Source organism: Streptomyces sp. NPDC048484 (assembly GCF_040651415.1).
GTDB lineage: Bacteria > Actinomycetota > Actinomycetes > Streptomycetales > Streptomycetaceae > Streptomyces.
Genome location: NZ_JBEZJY010000005.1, coordinates 147,887 through 162,479, shown reverse-complemented (window position 1 = coordinate 162,479; position 14,593 = coordinate 147,887). Strand labels below are relative to the sequence as shown.

Sequence of the window (14,593 nt, the reverse complement as noted above, 5' to 3'; positions counted from 1 at the left end):
CTGAAGAATGCGCCGTTCCCCCGCCCCTGAAACGTGGGCGCGGGTGTCACGTCAGGGCCGGCTCCTCCAGCGTCAGCGTTCCCGCTTCCGCGTCCAGCTCCGCCCGCACCCCGAACGGGATCGTCAGCGCCCCCTCGCCGTGCCCGAAACCGAACTCCTCGGCGATCGGCACCCCGAGCCCGCCGAGCCGGTCCAGGACCAGCTCCCGCACCCGCTCGTACGGGCCGCACCGCTCCCAGGAGCCGAGCAGGATCCCGGTGACGCCGTCGAACCAGCCGGCGCGCAGGAGCTGGGTGAGGTAGCGGTCCAGGCGGTACGTCTCCTCACCCACGTCCTCCAGGCAGAGCAGGCCGCCGCGTGCGGAGGGCCGGGCGTGCGGTGTGCCGAGTTCGGCGGCGAGCAGGCACAGACAGCCACCGAGGAGGACGCCCGTGGCCCGCCCCGGGACCAGGGCCTGCCCGGCCGATCCGATGGTCCGCACGGACTCCGGCTCGAAGAGGGTCGCCCGGAGGTGTTCCTGGGCACGGGCGTTCTTGATGAAGTCGATGCCCGCGGCCATCGGCCCGTGCAGCGTCACGAGGCCCAGCCGGGTCGCGAAGGCCTCGTGGAGGGCCGTGACGTCGCTGAAGCCGAGGAACACCTTGGGTCCCGCGGCCCGCAGGGCGTCCCAGTCGAGGAGCTCGACGACGCGCTGGGCGCCGTAACCGCCGCGGGCGCCGAACACCGCGTCCACGGACGGGTCGCACCAGGCGGACTGCAGGTCCGCCGCCCGGTCGGCGTCCGTGCCGGCCAGATAGCCGAACCGCTCGTGCCGGTCCAGGACATGGGGTGCCACGACCGGGTCCAGGTCCCAGCCGCGCAGGATGTCGAGGCCCGCCTGGAGCCGTTCCTCGGGCACCGGGCCGCTGGGCGCGACGACGGCGACACGGGCCCCGGCGGCAAGGCGCCGGGGCCTGGTGAGTTCCTTCCTGTTCCGCCCTGCCCCCGCCCGTTCCTTCACTTGCTGAGCTCCAGTGCGGGGACATCGGGCGGATTGAGGCCGAACACCTGGGCGTACAGGGCGAGTTCGGCTTCCAGGGCCCGCACCATCGTGTCGGCGCGGCGGAACCCGTGGCCCTCCCCCTCGAAGGTCAGGTAGGCGTGCGGCACGGACCGCGCCCGCTCCTCCAGTCTGGCCAGGAAGCGCTCGCACTGGGCCGGCGGGCAGATGACGTCGTCGAGGCCCTGGAGGAGCAGGAAGGGCGCGGTGACCTGGTCGGCGTGCTCGACGGGCGAACGCTCCGCGTATCGTGCGGGCACCTCGGCGAGCGGTCCGACCAGGCTCTCCAGGTACTGGGACTCGAAGTCGTGGGTCTCGCCCTCGCCCCAGCCCACGAGGTCGAGGACGGGGTAGAGGATCGTCGCGCACGCGTACACGTCGGTGCCGACCAGCGAGGCGGCCGCGGTCCAGCCGCCCGCGCTGCCGCCCCGGACGGCCAGCCGGTCGCGGTCGGCGGTGCCTTCCTCGGCGAGGGCGAGGGCGACGGCCGCGCAGTCCTCGACGTCCACGACACCCCACTGCTCGCGCAGCCGGTTGCGGTACTCGCGGCCGTACCCGGTCGAGCCGCCGTAGTTCACCTCGGCGACCCCGATGCCGCGCGAGGTGAAGTACGCGATCTGCAGGTCGAGGACGAGCGGGGCGCGGCCGGTCGGACCGCCGTGCGCCCAGACGACGTAGGGCGGAAGCACGTCGCCGGGAGCCACCTGGCCGGGATGATGGGGCGGGTAGACGTGTGCGTGTATCTCCCGTCCGGCGGGCCCGGTGAACGTACGGATCTGCGGTTCCGGGTAGTACGCGGGGTCCACCGGGTCGTTGTGCGCGGCTCCCACGACGCGGGCCCGTCCGGTGCGGGCGTCGAGTTCCACGACCTCGTACGCGCTGCGCGGGCTGGCGGCGACGGTGACGACGCGGCTGCCGTCGACGGCGAGGGTGGGCTCGTACTCGGTCCAGGGCCCGGCCGCGTCGACGACCTCGCCGCTCTCCGGGTCGAGGATGCCGAGAGCGGCGGCGCCCCGGCCGTGCACGACGGCGATCAGCCCGCTGTCCAGCGGCGCGAACCAGCGCCGCCCGATCGTCCACAGCGGTCCGCCGAACTCCTGCTCGCGGGTGCACAGGTTGAAGGGCGGCTCGTCACCGGAGACACGGTAGAGGTTCCACCAGCCGGTGCGGTCGCTGGAGTACAGGAGGGATCCGTCGCGGCCCCAGTCGGCCTGGGCGATCGCCTCGTCCGGTCCGCCCGCGGCCTTCCGGGGCTCCCCCAGCGTCCCGTCGGGAGCCACCTCGGCCACCAGCAGCTCGGTCCCGTCCCACGGCATCCGCGGGTGGTCCCAGACCAGCCAGGCCGCGCGCCGCCCGTCGGGCGAGACCCGCGGCCCGGTGACGAACCGGTGCCGGTCGTCGGTGAGTTCGCGCACCGCGTCCCGGTCCTCGGCGGCCGATCCGTCCAGCGGCACCGCCGCGGCGAGCCGCCGCACATCGCTGGGCCCGTCACCGGTGAACTCCTCCAGTACGCACCAGACCTCGCCGAGTTCAAGACGCACCTGCGGGTCCACCCAGCGCAGTCCGCCGCCGACGGAGGACACGGGGGTGAGTGGGCGCGGCACACTCCGGGGATCGGCGGGCTCGAACGCGTACAGCCGCTGGTCGGCGAAGTTGACGAACACCACCACCGGGCCCTCGTCCCGGACCGCGCCGGCCCAGGGCTGTCCGCCGTACTCGATGACACGGCTGCGGACGTTCCACGGGGCGGGCAGCACCGACTCCTCGGTGCCGTCGGGGCGGCGGCGCACCAGGGTGCGGCGGCCGCCCTCGGCGGGCCGGGGTTCCGTCCACCATGCCTCGTCGCCCACGAAACCGACGTAGTCGGGGTGTCCGTCGTGCGCGGCGGCGAGCGCCGCGTCGATGGGCGAGGGCCAGGAACCGTAGGCCAGCGTCTGCACTGTGTCCCCCATTTTCTTCCCTTAGGCCGTACGCAGAAAGCGGTCGAGTACCCGGACGCCGAAGTGCAGTGCCTCGACGGGCACCCGCTCGTCGACGCCATGGAAGAGGGCCTGGTAGTCGAAGCCCGGCGGAAGTTTCAACGGCGCGAAACCATAACCCGTGATGCCCAGGCGCGAGAACTGTTTGGCGTCCGTGCCGCCCGACATGCAGTACGGCACGACGTTCCCCTCGGGCGCGAACTCCTCCACGACGGCCCGCATACGGGCGTACGTCGTCGAGTCCAGCGGCGCCTGCAGGGCGACCTCGCGGTGGGCGAACTCCCACTCCACGTCCGGCCCGGTGAGCTGGTCGAGGGTGGCCCGGAACTCGTCCTCGGTACCGGCCAGGAAGCGTCCGTCGACGTGCGCGACGGCCTCCCCGGGGATCACGTTGACCTTGTAACCGGCGTCCAGCATGGTCGGGTTGGCGCTGTTGCGCACCGTGGCCTCGACGAGGGAGGCGGCGGGGCCGAGCTTCGCCATCAGCGCGTCGACGCCGTCGGGGTCGTCGAGGTCGGGCTCGACGCCGTACAGCGCGGCGAGTTCGGTGAGCGCGGCGCGGACCGTCGGGGTGAGCCGGACGGGCCACTGGTGGGCGCCGATTCGCGCAATGGCGGCGGCGAGGCGGGTCACCGCGTTGGACCGGTTCACCTTGGATCCGTGGCCCGCCCGGCCGCGGGCGGTGAGCTTCAGCCAGCCGGTGCCGCGCTCGCCGGCCGCGACCGGGTACAGCTCGCGACCGCTGCCGTCGTGGAAGGTGAACGCCCCGGACTCGCTGATGCCCTCGGTGCATCCCTCGAAGAGCCCCGGGTGCTGGTCGGCGAGGAAGCCGGATCCGTCCACGGCGCTCGCCTCCTCGTCCGCGGTGAACGCGATCACCAGGTCACGACGGGGCCGTACACCGGCGCGCGCCCACTGCCGGACGACCGCGAGGATCATCGCGTCCATGTTCTTCATGTCGACCGCGCCCCGCCCCCAGACGACCCCGTCGCGGATCTCACCGGAGAACGGATGGACACTCCAGTCCTCCGCCTGCGCCGGTACGACGTCCAGGTGGCCGTGGACGAGCAGCGCGTCGGCGGACGGGTCGGTGCCCTCCAGGCGCGCGACGACGTTCGTACGCCCCTTGGTGCGCTCCAGGAGGGTCGGCTCCAGACCGGCCTCGGCGAGCCGTGCGGCGGCGTACTCGGCGGCCGGCCGTTCCTGGCAGTCGCCACCACCCCGGTTGGTCGTGTCGATCCGGATCAGATCGGAGGTGAACCGGACGACCTCGTCCAGAGCCCGCTCGTCGACGGCCCGTTCGCCGACGCCCCGCTCGTCAGCCACGCTCTGATCGGTCACGCTCTGGTCGGTCACGCTCTGGTCGGTCACGCTTCTGTCAGCCATAGCTCTCTTCCACGGCGGCCGAGACGATCGTGGTGACCGCCTTGAAGGTCCGGATGCCTTCGTACATGGTGGCGCTGGTGTACGCCACCTTCCGTTCCCCGGTCCGTCCGACGCCCGGGACGACCGTGGCCGCCATCGCGAGGTGCTCGGCGTCGAACTCCAGGGCCACGGTGAAGGGCCCCGCCCGGTCGGGCTCGTGCCGCACCGCGAGCCGCGCCGCCTCCTTGGCCGCCGAGCGGATGTCCGCCGCCGTACGGGCCGGGGTGCGGCACACGGCCGCGTACCGCGAAACATGGTCCTTGACGGCGACCTTCAACGCCTCGGGCGCATAGCCGAGCGCGTCCTCGCAGGCCACGTCGTCCCCGGTGACCAGGACGACGGGGACTCCGTACTCGGCGACGACCCGCGCGTTGAGCAGTCCCTCGCTGGCGCGCTCGTCGTTGACCCACACGCCGGTGATCGAGTTGGCGAGGTAGGTGTGGGCGAGGACGCCCTCCATACCCGCTCCCGCGTGGTAGCCGACGAAGGCGATGCCGTCGACATCCCCGTGCTGCACACCCTCCACCATGGAGAGCGACTTGTGCCGTCCGGTGAGCATCTGCGCGCGTTCGTCCAGCTGCTCCAGGAGCAGGTTGCGCATGGTCGAGTGGGCCTCGTTGATGAGGACCTCGTCGGCGCCGCCGTCGAAGAAGCCGAGGACCGCGGCGTTCACGTCCGAGGTGAACATCGACCGGCACCGCTCCCACTCCGGTGCACCCGGCAGCACGTCGGCCGGCCAGGTCACCCCGGTGGCGCCTTCCATGTCTGCGCTGATGAGGATCTTTACCATGCTCCAGTTGTATCGCAGTCGCGCGGCGCCCCACAGGGCCGGGCGGTCAACCGGACGAACCGACTGAAACCTGCGTTGTCGCCACCGGAGTCACTCGGCCGCCCAGAGCCCCCGTACATGCCCGAGATGGCGCGTCATGACGGCACGTACCGCCTCCTGGTCGCGGGCGACGAGCGCGTCCAGGATCTCCAGGTGTTCCTCCGCGGAGGCCTCCAGGCGGCCGGCCTCGACGAGGGCGTGCAGGCCGTACAGCCGGGAGCGCTTGCGGAGGTCGCCGACCACCGCGACCAGGTGCTCGTTGCCCGCGAGAGCGAGCAGGCCGAGGTGGAAGCGGATGTCCGCCTCGACGTACGCGATGAGGTCGCCGGCCGCCGCGGCCGTGACGATCTCCTGCGCGACGGGTCGCAGTGCCTCCAGGACGGCGGGGTCGGCGGAGGTGGCGAGGCCCACGGTGGTGGGCACCTCGATGAGCGAGCGGATGTGCGTGTATTCGTCGAGCTGCTTCTCGGAGACGGCGGTGACCCGGAAGCCCTTGTTGGGCACGGTGTCGACGAGGCCCTCCTTGGCGAGGTCCAGCATGGCCTCGCGGACAGGGGTGGCTGAGACACCGAAGCGGGCGGCGAGGGCCGGTACCGAGTGGACCTCGCCGGGACGCAGCTCCCCCGCGATGAGGGCGGCCCGCAGCGCGTCCGCGACGCGCTCGCGATAGCTGGGCTTCTTGCCGCCCAGCGTGGGCAGGGCGGGGTCGCTGGTGCGCTGGGCGGCCATCGGTCGGTCTCCTTCGGAAGGGGCAGGGTGAAGGGGAAGGGCGGGGCGGGGCGAGCGAGGCGGACGGCTGGGCTCGTCCGGTACGGCTACTGGACTCGTGCGGTGCGGCTACAGGACGAACCCCGCCGGGAACGGGTCATCGGGGTCGAGCAGGTACTGGGCGGTGCCGGTCACCCACGCACGCCCGGTGAAGCTGGGCAGGACGGCCGGGATTCCGGCCACCTCGGTGGTCCCGTGGATGCGGCCGGTGAAGTGGGTACCGATGAACGACTCGTTCAAGAACTCGGTGTGCAGCGGCAGTTCACCGCGCGCGTGCAGCTGGGCCATGCGCGCGCTGGTGCCCGTGCCGCAGGGCGAGCGGTCGAACCAGCCCGGATGGATGGCCATCGCGTGCCGTGAATGCCGGGCCGTCGAGCCGGGAGCGATGAGGTGCACATGGTGGCAGCCACTGATGGAGGGATCCTCCGGGTGGACGGGTCCCGCTTCGGCGTTGATGGCGTCCATCAGCGAAAGACCGGCGGCGAGGATGTCGTCCTTGCGGGCCCGGTCGAAGGGCAACTCGAACTGGTCGAGCGGCAGGATCGCGTAGAAGTTCCCGCCGTACGCGAGGTCATAGGTGACCGTCCGCCCGTCGGCGAGCTGGATCTTGCGGTCGAGGGCGACGGAGAACGACGGCACGTTCCTGAGTGTGACCGACCGGGCGGCCCCGTCCTCCACCGCGACCTCGGCGACGACGGGTCCGGCCGGGGTGTCGAGCCGGATGGTCGTCACCGGTTCGACGACCTCGACCATGCCGGTTTCCACGAGGACGGTCGCGACCCCGATGGTCCCGTGCCCGCACATCGGGAGATAGCCCGACACCTCGATGTAGATGACGCCGTAGTCGCAGTCGGGACGGGTGGACGGCTGGAGGATCGCGCCGCTCATCGCCGAGTGGCCGCGCGGCTCGTTCATCAGCAACTGCTTGATGTCGTCGCGGTGTTCACGGAAATAGAGCCGACGTTCGTTCATGGTCGCGCCGGGGACCGTGCCGATGCCGCCGGTGATCACGCGGGTCGGCATACCCTCGGTGTGCGAGTCGACGGCGTGCAGGACGAGTTTGCTGCGCATTCAGACGAGTCCTGCCGCTACGGCCTTCTCCGTGGCGGCCCGGACGGCGGCCCTCTGGTCGGCCCGCAACGTCACACGCGGCGGGCGCACCGGACCGCCGTACCGGCCGACGATGTCCATCGACAGCTTGATCGCCTGCACGAACTCCACCTGGGAGTCCCAGCGCAGCAGCGGGTGCAGTTGCCGGTAGAGGGGCAGCGCGGTGTCGAGGTCGCCCCGCACGGCGGCACGGTACAGCTCGACGGACGCGGCGGGCAGCGCGTTCGGGTAGCCGGCGACCCAGCCCTTGGCGCCCGCGACCGCCAGCTCCAGCAGGACGTCGTCGGCGCCGATCAACAGGTCCAGTTCCGGGGCGAGTTCGGCCAGGCGATAGGCGCGGCGCACATCACCGGAGAACTCCTTGACGCCATGGATGTAGCCCTCGCCGTGCAGCTTGGCGAGCAGTTCGGGCACCAGGTCGACCTTGGTGTCGATCGGGTTGTTGTACGCCACGATCGGCAAGCCCGCTTCGGCGACCTCGGCATAGTGGGCGAGGACCGATCGCTCGTCGGCCCGGTAGGCGTTCGGGGGCAGCAGCATCACGGAGGCGCAGCCGGCGTCCCGTGCCTGCTCCGCCCAGCGGCGGGCCTCGGCGGAGCCGTAGGCGGCGACGCCGGGCATGACGCGCGAGCCGCCGATCGCGGCCACGGCTGTCTCCACGACCTTGGCGCGCTCCTCGGCGGTCAGCACCTGGTACTCGCCGAGCGAGCCGTTCGGTACGACACCGTCGCAGCCGTTCCCGACGAGCCACGCGCAGTGGTCGGCGTACGCGTCGTAGTCGACGGACAGGTCGGCCTTGAGCGGGAGTGCGGTGGCGACGAGGACGCCGCGCCAGGGGCGGTTGTCGGTCATGAGGGTTCCCATCCGATCCGGAGGACGTTCGTGTCGGGCGTTCAAGTCGGGCGTTCAAGTCGGGCGTTGATGTCTGGCGCGTGTGTCGCGTCAGGCGTGCGTGTCAGGGGGATTCGCCGGGCTCGCGCGCCAGCACACCGAGGGGTACGGGCCGGGCGAACGGCCGTCGCGAGGGCGTCGGCGGGCATCCCGCGAGCCCCGCGACCGCCGGGCCGCACATCCGGCCCTGGCACCAGCCCATCCCGGCGCGGGTCAGCAGTTTCACGGTGCGTACGTCCCCGGCGCCGAGCTCGTCGACGGCTTCCCGGATCGCGGAGGCGGGCACTTCCTCGCAGCGGCACACGAGGGTGTCGTCCCCGACCCGTTCGGCCCAACGGGCCGGCGGATCACAGACGCTGTCGACCGCGGCGAAGAACTCCCGCAGCCCGGCACGCGCCTTGGCGACCGGTGCGTACGAACTCGGCTCCGGGGCCCGCGAGTCCAGCCGGGCCGCGATCGACAGCCCCGCGATCCGGCCCTCGGCCAGCGAGAGCGCCGCGCCGCCGATCCCGGTGGTCTCGCCGGCGGCCCAGACGCCCGGTACGTCGGTTCGCTGCTCGTCGTCCACGGCGACGTTCACCCCGTCGAGGCGGCAGCCGAGCGTCTCGGCGAGGTCTGTGTGCGGAAGCATGCCGTGGCCGACGGCGAGGCTGTCGCAGGGGACGCGCCACTCGCTGCCGTCCCTGACCCGTCCGTCGGTGTCGAGCGCGGCCACGGTCACGGCTTCGAGCCGGTCGGTGCCGTGCGCCTCGACGACGGCGTGCCGGACATGGACCCCGACCCGGTGCCGCGCCAGCCCGGCGGCGTACCGGGCGCCCTCGGCGAGCTTGTCCGGATGAGCGGCGAGGACCCGGGCGTGCCGCACGAAGGCCCTGGGGTCGGCGGACTCCACAAGGGCGGCCACCTCCGCCCCGGCCGCGGCCAGTCCGACGGCCACGGGCATCAGCAGCGGCCCGGTCCCGGCGACCACGACGGTACGGCCCGGCAGTACGAGCCCGCTCTTGAGCATGGCCTGCGCCCCGCCCGCCGTGACGACTCCCGGGAGGGTCCAGCCGGGGAACGGCAGTACCTTCTCGTACCCGCCGGTCGCGAGGAGTACGGCATCGGCGCGGACCGCGACGGACTCCTCCTGCTCGCGCCCGTGCAGAGCGTGCACGATGAAAGCACCGGACTCGCCCTCCACGGACCACACATGATGGCCCGTCAGGTGGTTGACGCGCCCCGCCGCGATGTGCGCCGCGAGGCCGTCACGGAGTCGTTCCCAGGTACGCCACTGGTGGTGCAGGGCCCAGGGGCGGCGGACACCGAGGCCGGCGGCGGCCTGGCGGTAGAACTGCCCGCCGGCGTCCGGGGCGGCGTCCACGAGGGTTACCGGTACGCCGCGCGCGGCGGCGGCGAGGCCGGCGGCGAGCCCGGCGGGGCCCGCCCCGATCACCGCGAGCCGGGGTCGTCCGGTCATGGTGCGTCGTTCGGTCATGGTGGGTCGTTCAGTCATGATGCCCGGTCCCTTCCTGCGTGCGGATCACGTCGCCGGGTTCCGCACGCACCAGGCAAGCCCGTTGATTGGGCTGCCCGTTGACGGTCAGCAGGCAGTCGAAGCACACCCCGATCCCGCAGAAGACTCCGCGCCGCTCGCCACTCCCCCGGGTCGTACGCCAGGACATGACACCCGCCGACCACAGGGCGGCCGCGATCGTCTGGCCGGGAAGGACGGCTATCTCACGGTCGTCGAACGTGACCGTGAAGGACGGTTCCGGCCGGGCCCTGGCCAGCCTCATGGGCGTACGCGGCGTCACAAGCCCTCCTCGGCTGACGGATCGGGAGAAAGATCAGGCGAGCGGCCGGAAAAGCGGTCGGGGCGAAACGGCGCGAGATCCAGGTCGGGCGTCTTGTCCGCCAGCAGCTGCGCGATCAGGTGGCCTGTTCCCGTGGCGAGTCCGATCCCCGCACCCTCGTGCCCGCACGCGTGGAAGAGGCCGGGCACACGCGCGTCGGCCCCGATGGCGGGGAGGTGGTCCGGCAGGTACGGGCGGAAGCCGAGGTAGGCGCGCATGGCCCGCACCTCTGCCAGGAAGGGGAACAGCAGGATCGCCCTCGCCGCCAGCTCCCGGGTGACGGGCAGCGAGAAGGAACGGTCGAAGCCGACCCGCTCCCGGCTGGCCCCGATCAGCACCGGCCCCGCCGCCGTGCCTTCGACCACCGGGGAAGTCTGCAGGGCCGCCGAGTCACTGGCCACGTCGGCCACGTAGTCCGCCGCGTACACCTTGTGGCGCACCCTGCGCGGCAGCGGCTCGGTGACGAGGACGAAGCCGCGCCGGGGCAGTACCGGCAAGGACACCCCCGCCAGGGCGGCCACTTCCCCGCCCCAGGTCCCGGCCGCGTTGACGACCGCGGGCGTGTGGATGTCGCCGTGCGAGGTACGGAGCCCGCGCACCGCCCCAGACGACGTGCGCAGCACCTCCGTGACCGTCCGGCCGGTCCGCAGCGAGGCACCCGCCGAGCGGGCGAGCCGTACGAGACGGGCGGCCGCGAGTGTCGGCATCACCTGGGCGTCCTGCGGATACAGCACGCCGCCCGCGAGTCCCTGCGCCAAGTACGGTTCGAGGTCGTGAAGTCGGTCCGCCGCGACGGGCACGGCCCGCACTCCGGCCAAGCGCTGTGCGGCGGCGAGTCCCTCCAACGCCACCAGCCCCTCGGGCCCGGAGGCGACAACAAGACCGCCCTTGGCCTCGTACTCCATCGACGCTCCCACGCCGGGCTCGGCGGCGAGGTCGGCCCACAGCCGTCCGGAGAGCAGCGCGAGTTCGAGCTCGGGACCCGGCTCCTTGTCGGAGACAAGCAGATTGCCCTCGCCCGCACCGGTCGTACCGCCGGCCACCGGACCGCGGTCCACCAGGACAACACTCAGCCCCGCCCGAGCCGCGTACAGGGCGCTCGCCGCCCCGACCATCCCGGCCCCGACGACCACGACATCGCAGGTCAGCGAGTTGCTCACGTCAGTACTATGTCACATACCTCAGAGTGGGCCAAGGGACTGCCGACCCCGCCGGCCCTGCCGCCGGGCGCGACCGGCCACACACACCCGCCCCCGCACCCGCGCCCGCCGACGCACCACCCATCAGCCGCGCCCCACCACCACCCACCGTGAGGGCAACTCGATCCGCGCCCCGTCGGCACGGCACTCCGTCGTGACCAGCGGCAATTCCCCACTCGCCAGCACGACAAGCCCTGCGGCCCGCAGATACTCGGGGACGGCGGCGTCGGCCACCTCCCCGGGCGCGATCCCGTGCCGGAAGACGGGCGCGAGTTTCGCCGGCGGCCCCCCGGGCTGCTGGGCGAGCCCGCGCAGTACAACCCCGGCCGCCTCGGCGAGCTCGACGACGAACGCGCGCCCCCGGTCCCCCACGAGCGCGGCCAGCCCGTCGACGAGCGCCTGCCGGTCGGCTGGCTCGCACTGATGCAGGACGCCCCGCATATAGACGTTGGCGTCACCGAGTTCGGCGTGCAGCATCTCCGCCTCGGCCTTCTCCACCGCGTCGAACAGCCGGTAGGAGGCCTGGCCCGCCGGGTCCGCGAGCCGGGCGTGGTCGAGGGCCGCGGCCGACAGGTCGGCGCCGACGACCCTCGGGTAGCGGTCGGCGAGAAACCGCGTCTGCGTGCCGTTGCCGCAGCCGAGGTCCACGAGAGGCAGCCCGGGAGCGGCCAGGTGCGGTTCCAACAAGGCGAGATGGACACCCACGGTGAGCGCGGGCTCGGCGTCCCAGAAGACGGCTCCCTGCTCGGCGGGAGCCTCACGCCAGAAGCCCTCCCAGGCCTCTCTGTACCGAGTAGTCACGCTCATGCCAGCTCCCCAGGATGCGACCGCGGACCGCCGAAAAGTGACGGACAGTCTGGTTTATCGCGCCCGAGGTGAAGCGACAAGGCGTCGCGTGGCAGAAAGGAACCGTCAGACAGGCCGGCGACGCGGCACCGTCAGCTCGAACCACACCGTCTTGCCGGAGTTGGTCCGGCTGGTCCCCCACTCGCGCGCCAGCGTGCTGACCAGACGCATTCCCCGACCGGCGTCGTCGAGCGGGCCGGCACTGAGCAGCGTCGGCAGGGTGTGGTCGTCGTCGTCCACCTCGCACAACAGGGTGTCGCCCCGGACCAGTCTGAGGTCGATCGGCCTGCTGTGGGAGTGCCGTACGGCGTTGGTGACAAGCTCGCTCACCAGCAGCTCAGTGACCTCCGTGAGGGAGGCGAGACCCCACACGTGCAGCTGTTCGCGGACCACGGCGCGCGCCCTGCCGACCTCCTGCGGGTCGTGCCCGATCCGCCACTGGGCGACGTCCTCGGGCTCGATGCCGTTGAGCCGGGCCATCAGGAGCGCCACGTCGTCCTTGCGGCCGCCACGAGTGTTGAGCGCGCGGATGATGGTGTCGCACGCGTCGTCCATGGACGCGGCCGGATGGGCCGCGGACTCGCAGAGCGTGGCGAGGCCGACGCCGATGTCCTCGCCGCGCACCTCGACCAGGCCGTCGGTGCACATCACGAGCCGGTCGCCGGGCGCCACCCGTACCCGTACGGACTCGAAGGGCACCCCGCCGACCCCGATGGGCGCGCCCGTCGGCAGGTCGAGCAGATCACTGTGGCCGTTCTCGGCGCGGACCAGCACGGGCGGGATGTGGCCCGCGTTGCCGATCTCCAGCTCGCTCGCGATCGGGTCGTAGATCGCGTACAGACAGGTCGCGAGATAGTGCTCGCCCAGTCGCTGCGCCAAGTCGTCGAGATTGCGCAGGAGTTGGGCGGGCGGCAGGTCGAGGGCGGCCATGGTCTGCACCGCGGTGCGTAACTGCCCCATCATCGCGGCCGAGTTGAGGCCATGGCCCATCACGTCGCCGACGACGAGTGCCGTCCGTGATCCGGGCAGTTTGACCGAGTCGAACCAGTCGCCGCCGACCCGCCCGAGCAGTGTGCCCGGCAGATAGCGGGTCGCGATGTCACAGCCGGACATCCGCGGGGCGATGTGCGGCAGCATGCTGTCCTGGAGGGTCTCGGCGACGCTCTCCTGGTACGTGTACATGCGGGCGTTGTCCAGCACGAGCCCGGCGCGCGCGGCGAGTTCGGCGCCGGTTACGCGGTCCATGTCGTTGAACTCGACGCGCTCCGGGTGGCGCAGCAGGATCATGAAGCCGAGGACCACGTTCCGTGCTTTGAGGGGCACGACCAGCATGGAGCGGCCCGTGATGAGGGGCCGGATGTCGCGCTTCTCGAACTGCGCGGCGATCATGTGGCCCAACTGCTCGCTGATGCGGGGCACGAGGACGGGTTCGCCGGTGGTCATGCACTGGAAGAACGGGGTGTGCGCCGGGAAGGGCATGGCCTCGCCGACCGGCACGACGTCGTCCCAGCGGCCCGGCTCGTCCGTGTGCTCCAGCGCGACCCGGTGCCACATCGTGGTCGTGTCGGGCACACCCTCGGAGAAGCCCTCACCGGCGACGACCTGTTCGCGCAGATAGGTCCCGGCCACGTCCGTGAAGCGGGGCACGACGGCCCGGCTGACCTCGACGATGGTGCGGGACAGGTCGAGCGAGGTGCCGATGCGTCCGCTGACCTCGTTCAGGAACTCCAGCCGCTCCCGTACGGCGGCGTACTCAAGGTCCTCGCCCTCGTCCTCGGCGTCCGGCGGCAGGGGTTCACCGGACACGGCCGCCGCGGCCGCCCGCTCCTGGCGCGCCTTGCGCTCGGCGCGCCGCGGCACGCCCCAGTCGGGGGTGACGGGGACCCGGTCGTTCTGGCTGAACTCCAGGATGGGATAGCCGAGTTCGAGGACCTGGGCGACGATGCGGGCGCTTTCGCCGACGCTCATGCTCGGCAGGATCTCGGGCAGTCTGCCCGCCAGTTCCTCGGAGCCCGGGAAGTCGGTGTGCAGCGCGAATCCGGGCGCGATGCGCTCGACGGCCGCACCCGCGCCGGCGTCCTCGTGACGCAGCGCGCCCGCGTCCGCGGCGAGGACCAGCAGCCGCTCCCGGCCCGGTCCCACCAGCGGATACGCCCACCACAGGACATCGATTCGGTCGCCGTCCGCCGAGGTCAGTCGCGCGCGGCCCGCCGCCGGGTAGGACAGTCCGCCGTCCAGGGAGGATTCGAGGTCGGGCCCGAGCCCGTCGTACGCGGCGTAGCCTCCGTAGGGCGCGCTCTCATCGTCTTCGGGCAGAGCGCCGGAGACGGGCAGTAGATCGACGACGGGACGGCCGACGGCCTCTTCCCTGGCGGTACCGAAGAGGCGCCGGGCGCCCCGGCTCCAGTGCGAGACCAGTCCCGCACGGTCCACCACCACCACGGCCAGCGGAATCCGTCCGGCCGCGGCGACCCCGTTCCCGGCCGCGCGGCCGGGAGGTGCGTCCCTCTCGGTGCCACGGTCCATGGCTCAGGCCCTCTCTCCCGCGGTCCGCAAGATCTGCGCCGCCACGACAACCACGGTACGACCGCGCCCGGTGGCCATGTGTGGCAATCCCCGAATTGCCCCGGCGCACCGCAGGGGGCGCGGGGCGGTGACATGTGCCGCTGCGC

12 protein-coding genes are annotated in these 14,593 nt (G+C 72.3%); all 12 read right to left on the bottom strand.

Going from position 1 to position 14,593, the window contains the following annotated elements:
- Positions 1-46: 46 nt before the first annotated feature.
- On the bottom strand, positions 47-1,000 hold the full coding sequence (locus tag AB0D14_RS06950; protein WP_362775605.1) for an LD-carboxypeptidase: 954 nt from the start codon (positions 998-1,000) through the stop codon (positions 47-49).
- Positions 997-2,991, bottom strand: coding sequence for a prolyl oligopeptidase family serine peptidase (locus AB0D14_RS06945; protein WP_362775604.1), 1,995 nt, complete (start codon positions 2,989-2,991; stop codon positions 997-999). The genes AB0D14_RS06950 and AB0D14_RS06945 overlap by 4 nt, the downstream gene beginning before the upstream one ends.
- 9 nt (positions 2,992-3,000) lie before the next feature.
- Positions 3,001-4,404 carry a M20/M25/M40 family metallo-hydrolase gene (locus tag AB0D14_RS06940; protein ID WP_362775603.1) on the bottom strand — a complete coding sequence of 468 codons (1,404 nt, stop codon included), beginning with the start codon at positions 4,402-4,404 and terminating at the stop codon, positions 3,001-3,003.
- Complete coding sequence (locus AB0D14_RS06935) at positions 4,397-5,233, bottom strand: M55 family metallopeptidase (RefSeq protein WP_362775602.1); 837 nt, start codon at positions 5,231-5,233, stop codon at positions 4,397-4,399. Before AB0D14_RS06935 ends, AB0D14_RS06940 begins: the two co-directional genes overlap by 8 nt.
- Positions 5,234-5,323: 90 nt before the next feature.
- Complete coding sequence (locus AB0D14_RS06930) at positions 5,324-6,001, bottom strand: GntR family transcriptional regulator (protein WP_362775601.1); 678 nt, start codon at positions 5,999-6,001, stop codon at positions 5,324-5,326.
- Between the two features lie 108 nt (positions 6,002-6,109).
- Positions 6,110-7,111, bottom strand: coding sequence for a proline racemase family protein (locus AB0D14_RS06925; RefSeq protein WP_362775599.1), 1,002 nt, complete (start codon positions 7,109-7,111; stop codon positions 6,110-6,112).
- Positions 7,112-8,002 carry a dihydrodipicolinate synthase family protein gene (locus tag AB0D14_RS06920; RefSeq protein ID WP_362775597.1) on the bottom strand — a complete coding sequence of 297 codons (891 nt, stop codon included), beginning with the start codon at positions 8,000-8,002 and terminating at the stop codon, positions 7,112-7,114.
- Between the two features lie 103 nt (positions 8,003-8,105).
- The gene (locus AB0D14_RS06915) at positions 8,106-9,500 is read right to left on the bottom strand and encodes an FAD-dependent oxidoreductase (RefSeq protein ID WP_362775814.1); all 1,395 of its coding nucleotides are present in this window, start codon (positions 9,498-9,500) and stop codon (positions 8,106-8,108) included.
- Positions 9,501-9,528: 28 nt separating this feature from the next.
- Positions 9,529-9,819 (bottom strand): (2Fe-2S)-binding protein, encoded by a 291-nt coding sequence (locus tag AB0D14_RS06910; RefSeq protein ID WP_362775596.1) that lies wholly within the window; start codon positions 9,817-9,819, stop codon positions 9,529-9,531.
- A gap of 14 nt (positions 9,820-9,833) precedes the next feature.
- Positions 9,834-11,036 (bottom strand): FAD-binding oxidoreductase, encoded by a 1,203-nt coding sequence (locus AB0D14_RS06905; RefSeq protein WP_362775594.1) that lies wholly within the window; start codon positions 11,034-11,036, stop codon positions 9,834-9,836.
- 123 nt (positions 11,037-11,159) lie between these two features.
- Positions 11,160-11,882 (bottom strand): class I SAM-dependent methyltransferase, encoded by a 723-nt coding sequence (locus tag AB0D14_RS06900; protein ID WP_362775592.1) that lies wholly within the window; start codon positions 11,880-11,882, stop codon positions 11,160-11,162.
- Positions 11,883-11,987: 105 nt separating this feature from the next.
- On the bottom strand, positions 11,988-14,447 hold the full coding sequence (locus tag AB0D14_RS06895) for a SpoIIE family protein phosphatase (protein WP_362775591.1): 2,460 nt from the start codon (positions 14,445-14,447) through the stop codon (positions 11,988-11,990).
- Between the last annotated feature and the right edge of the window lie 146 nt (positions 14,448-14,593).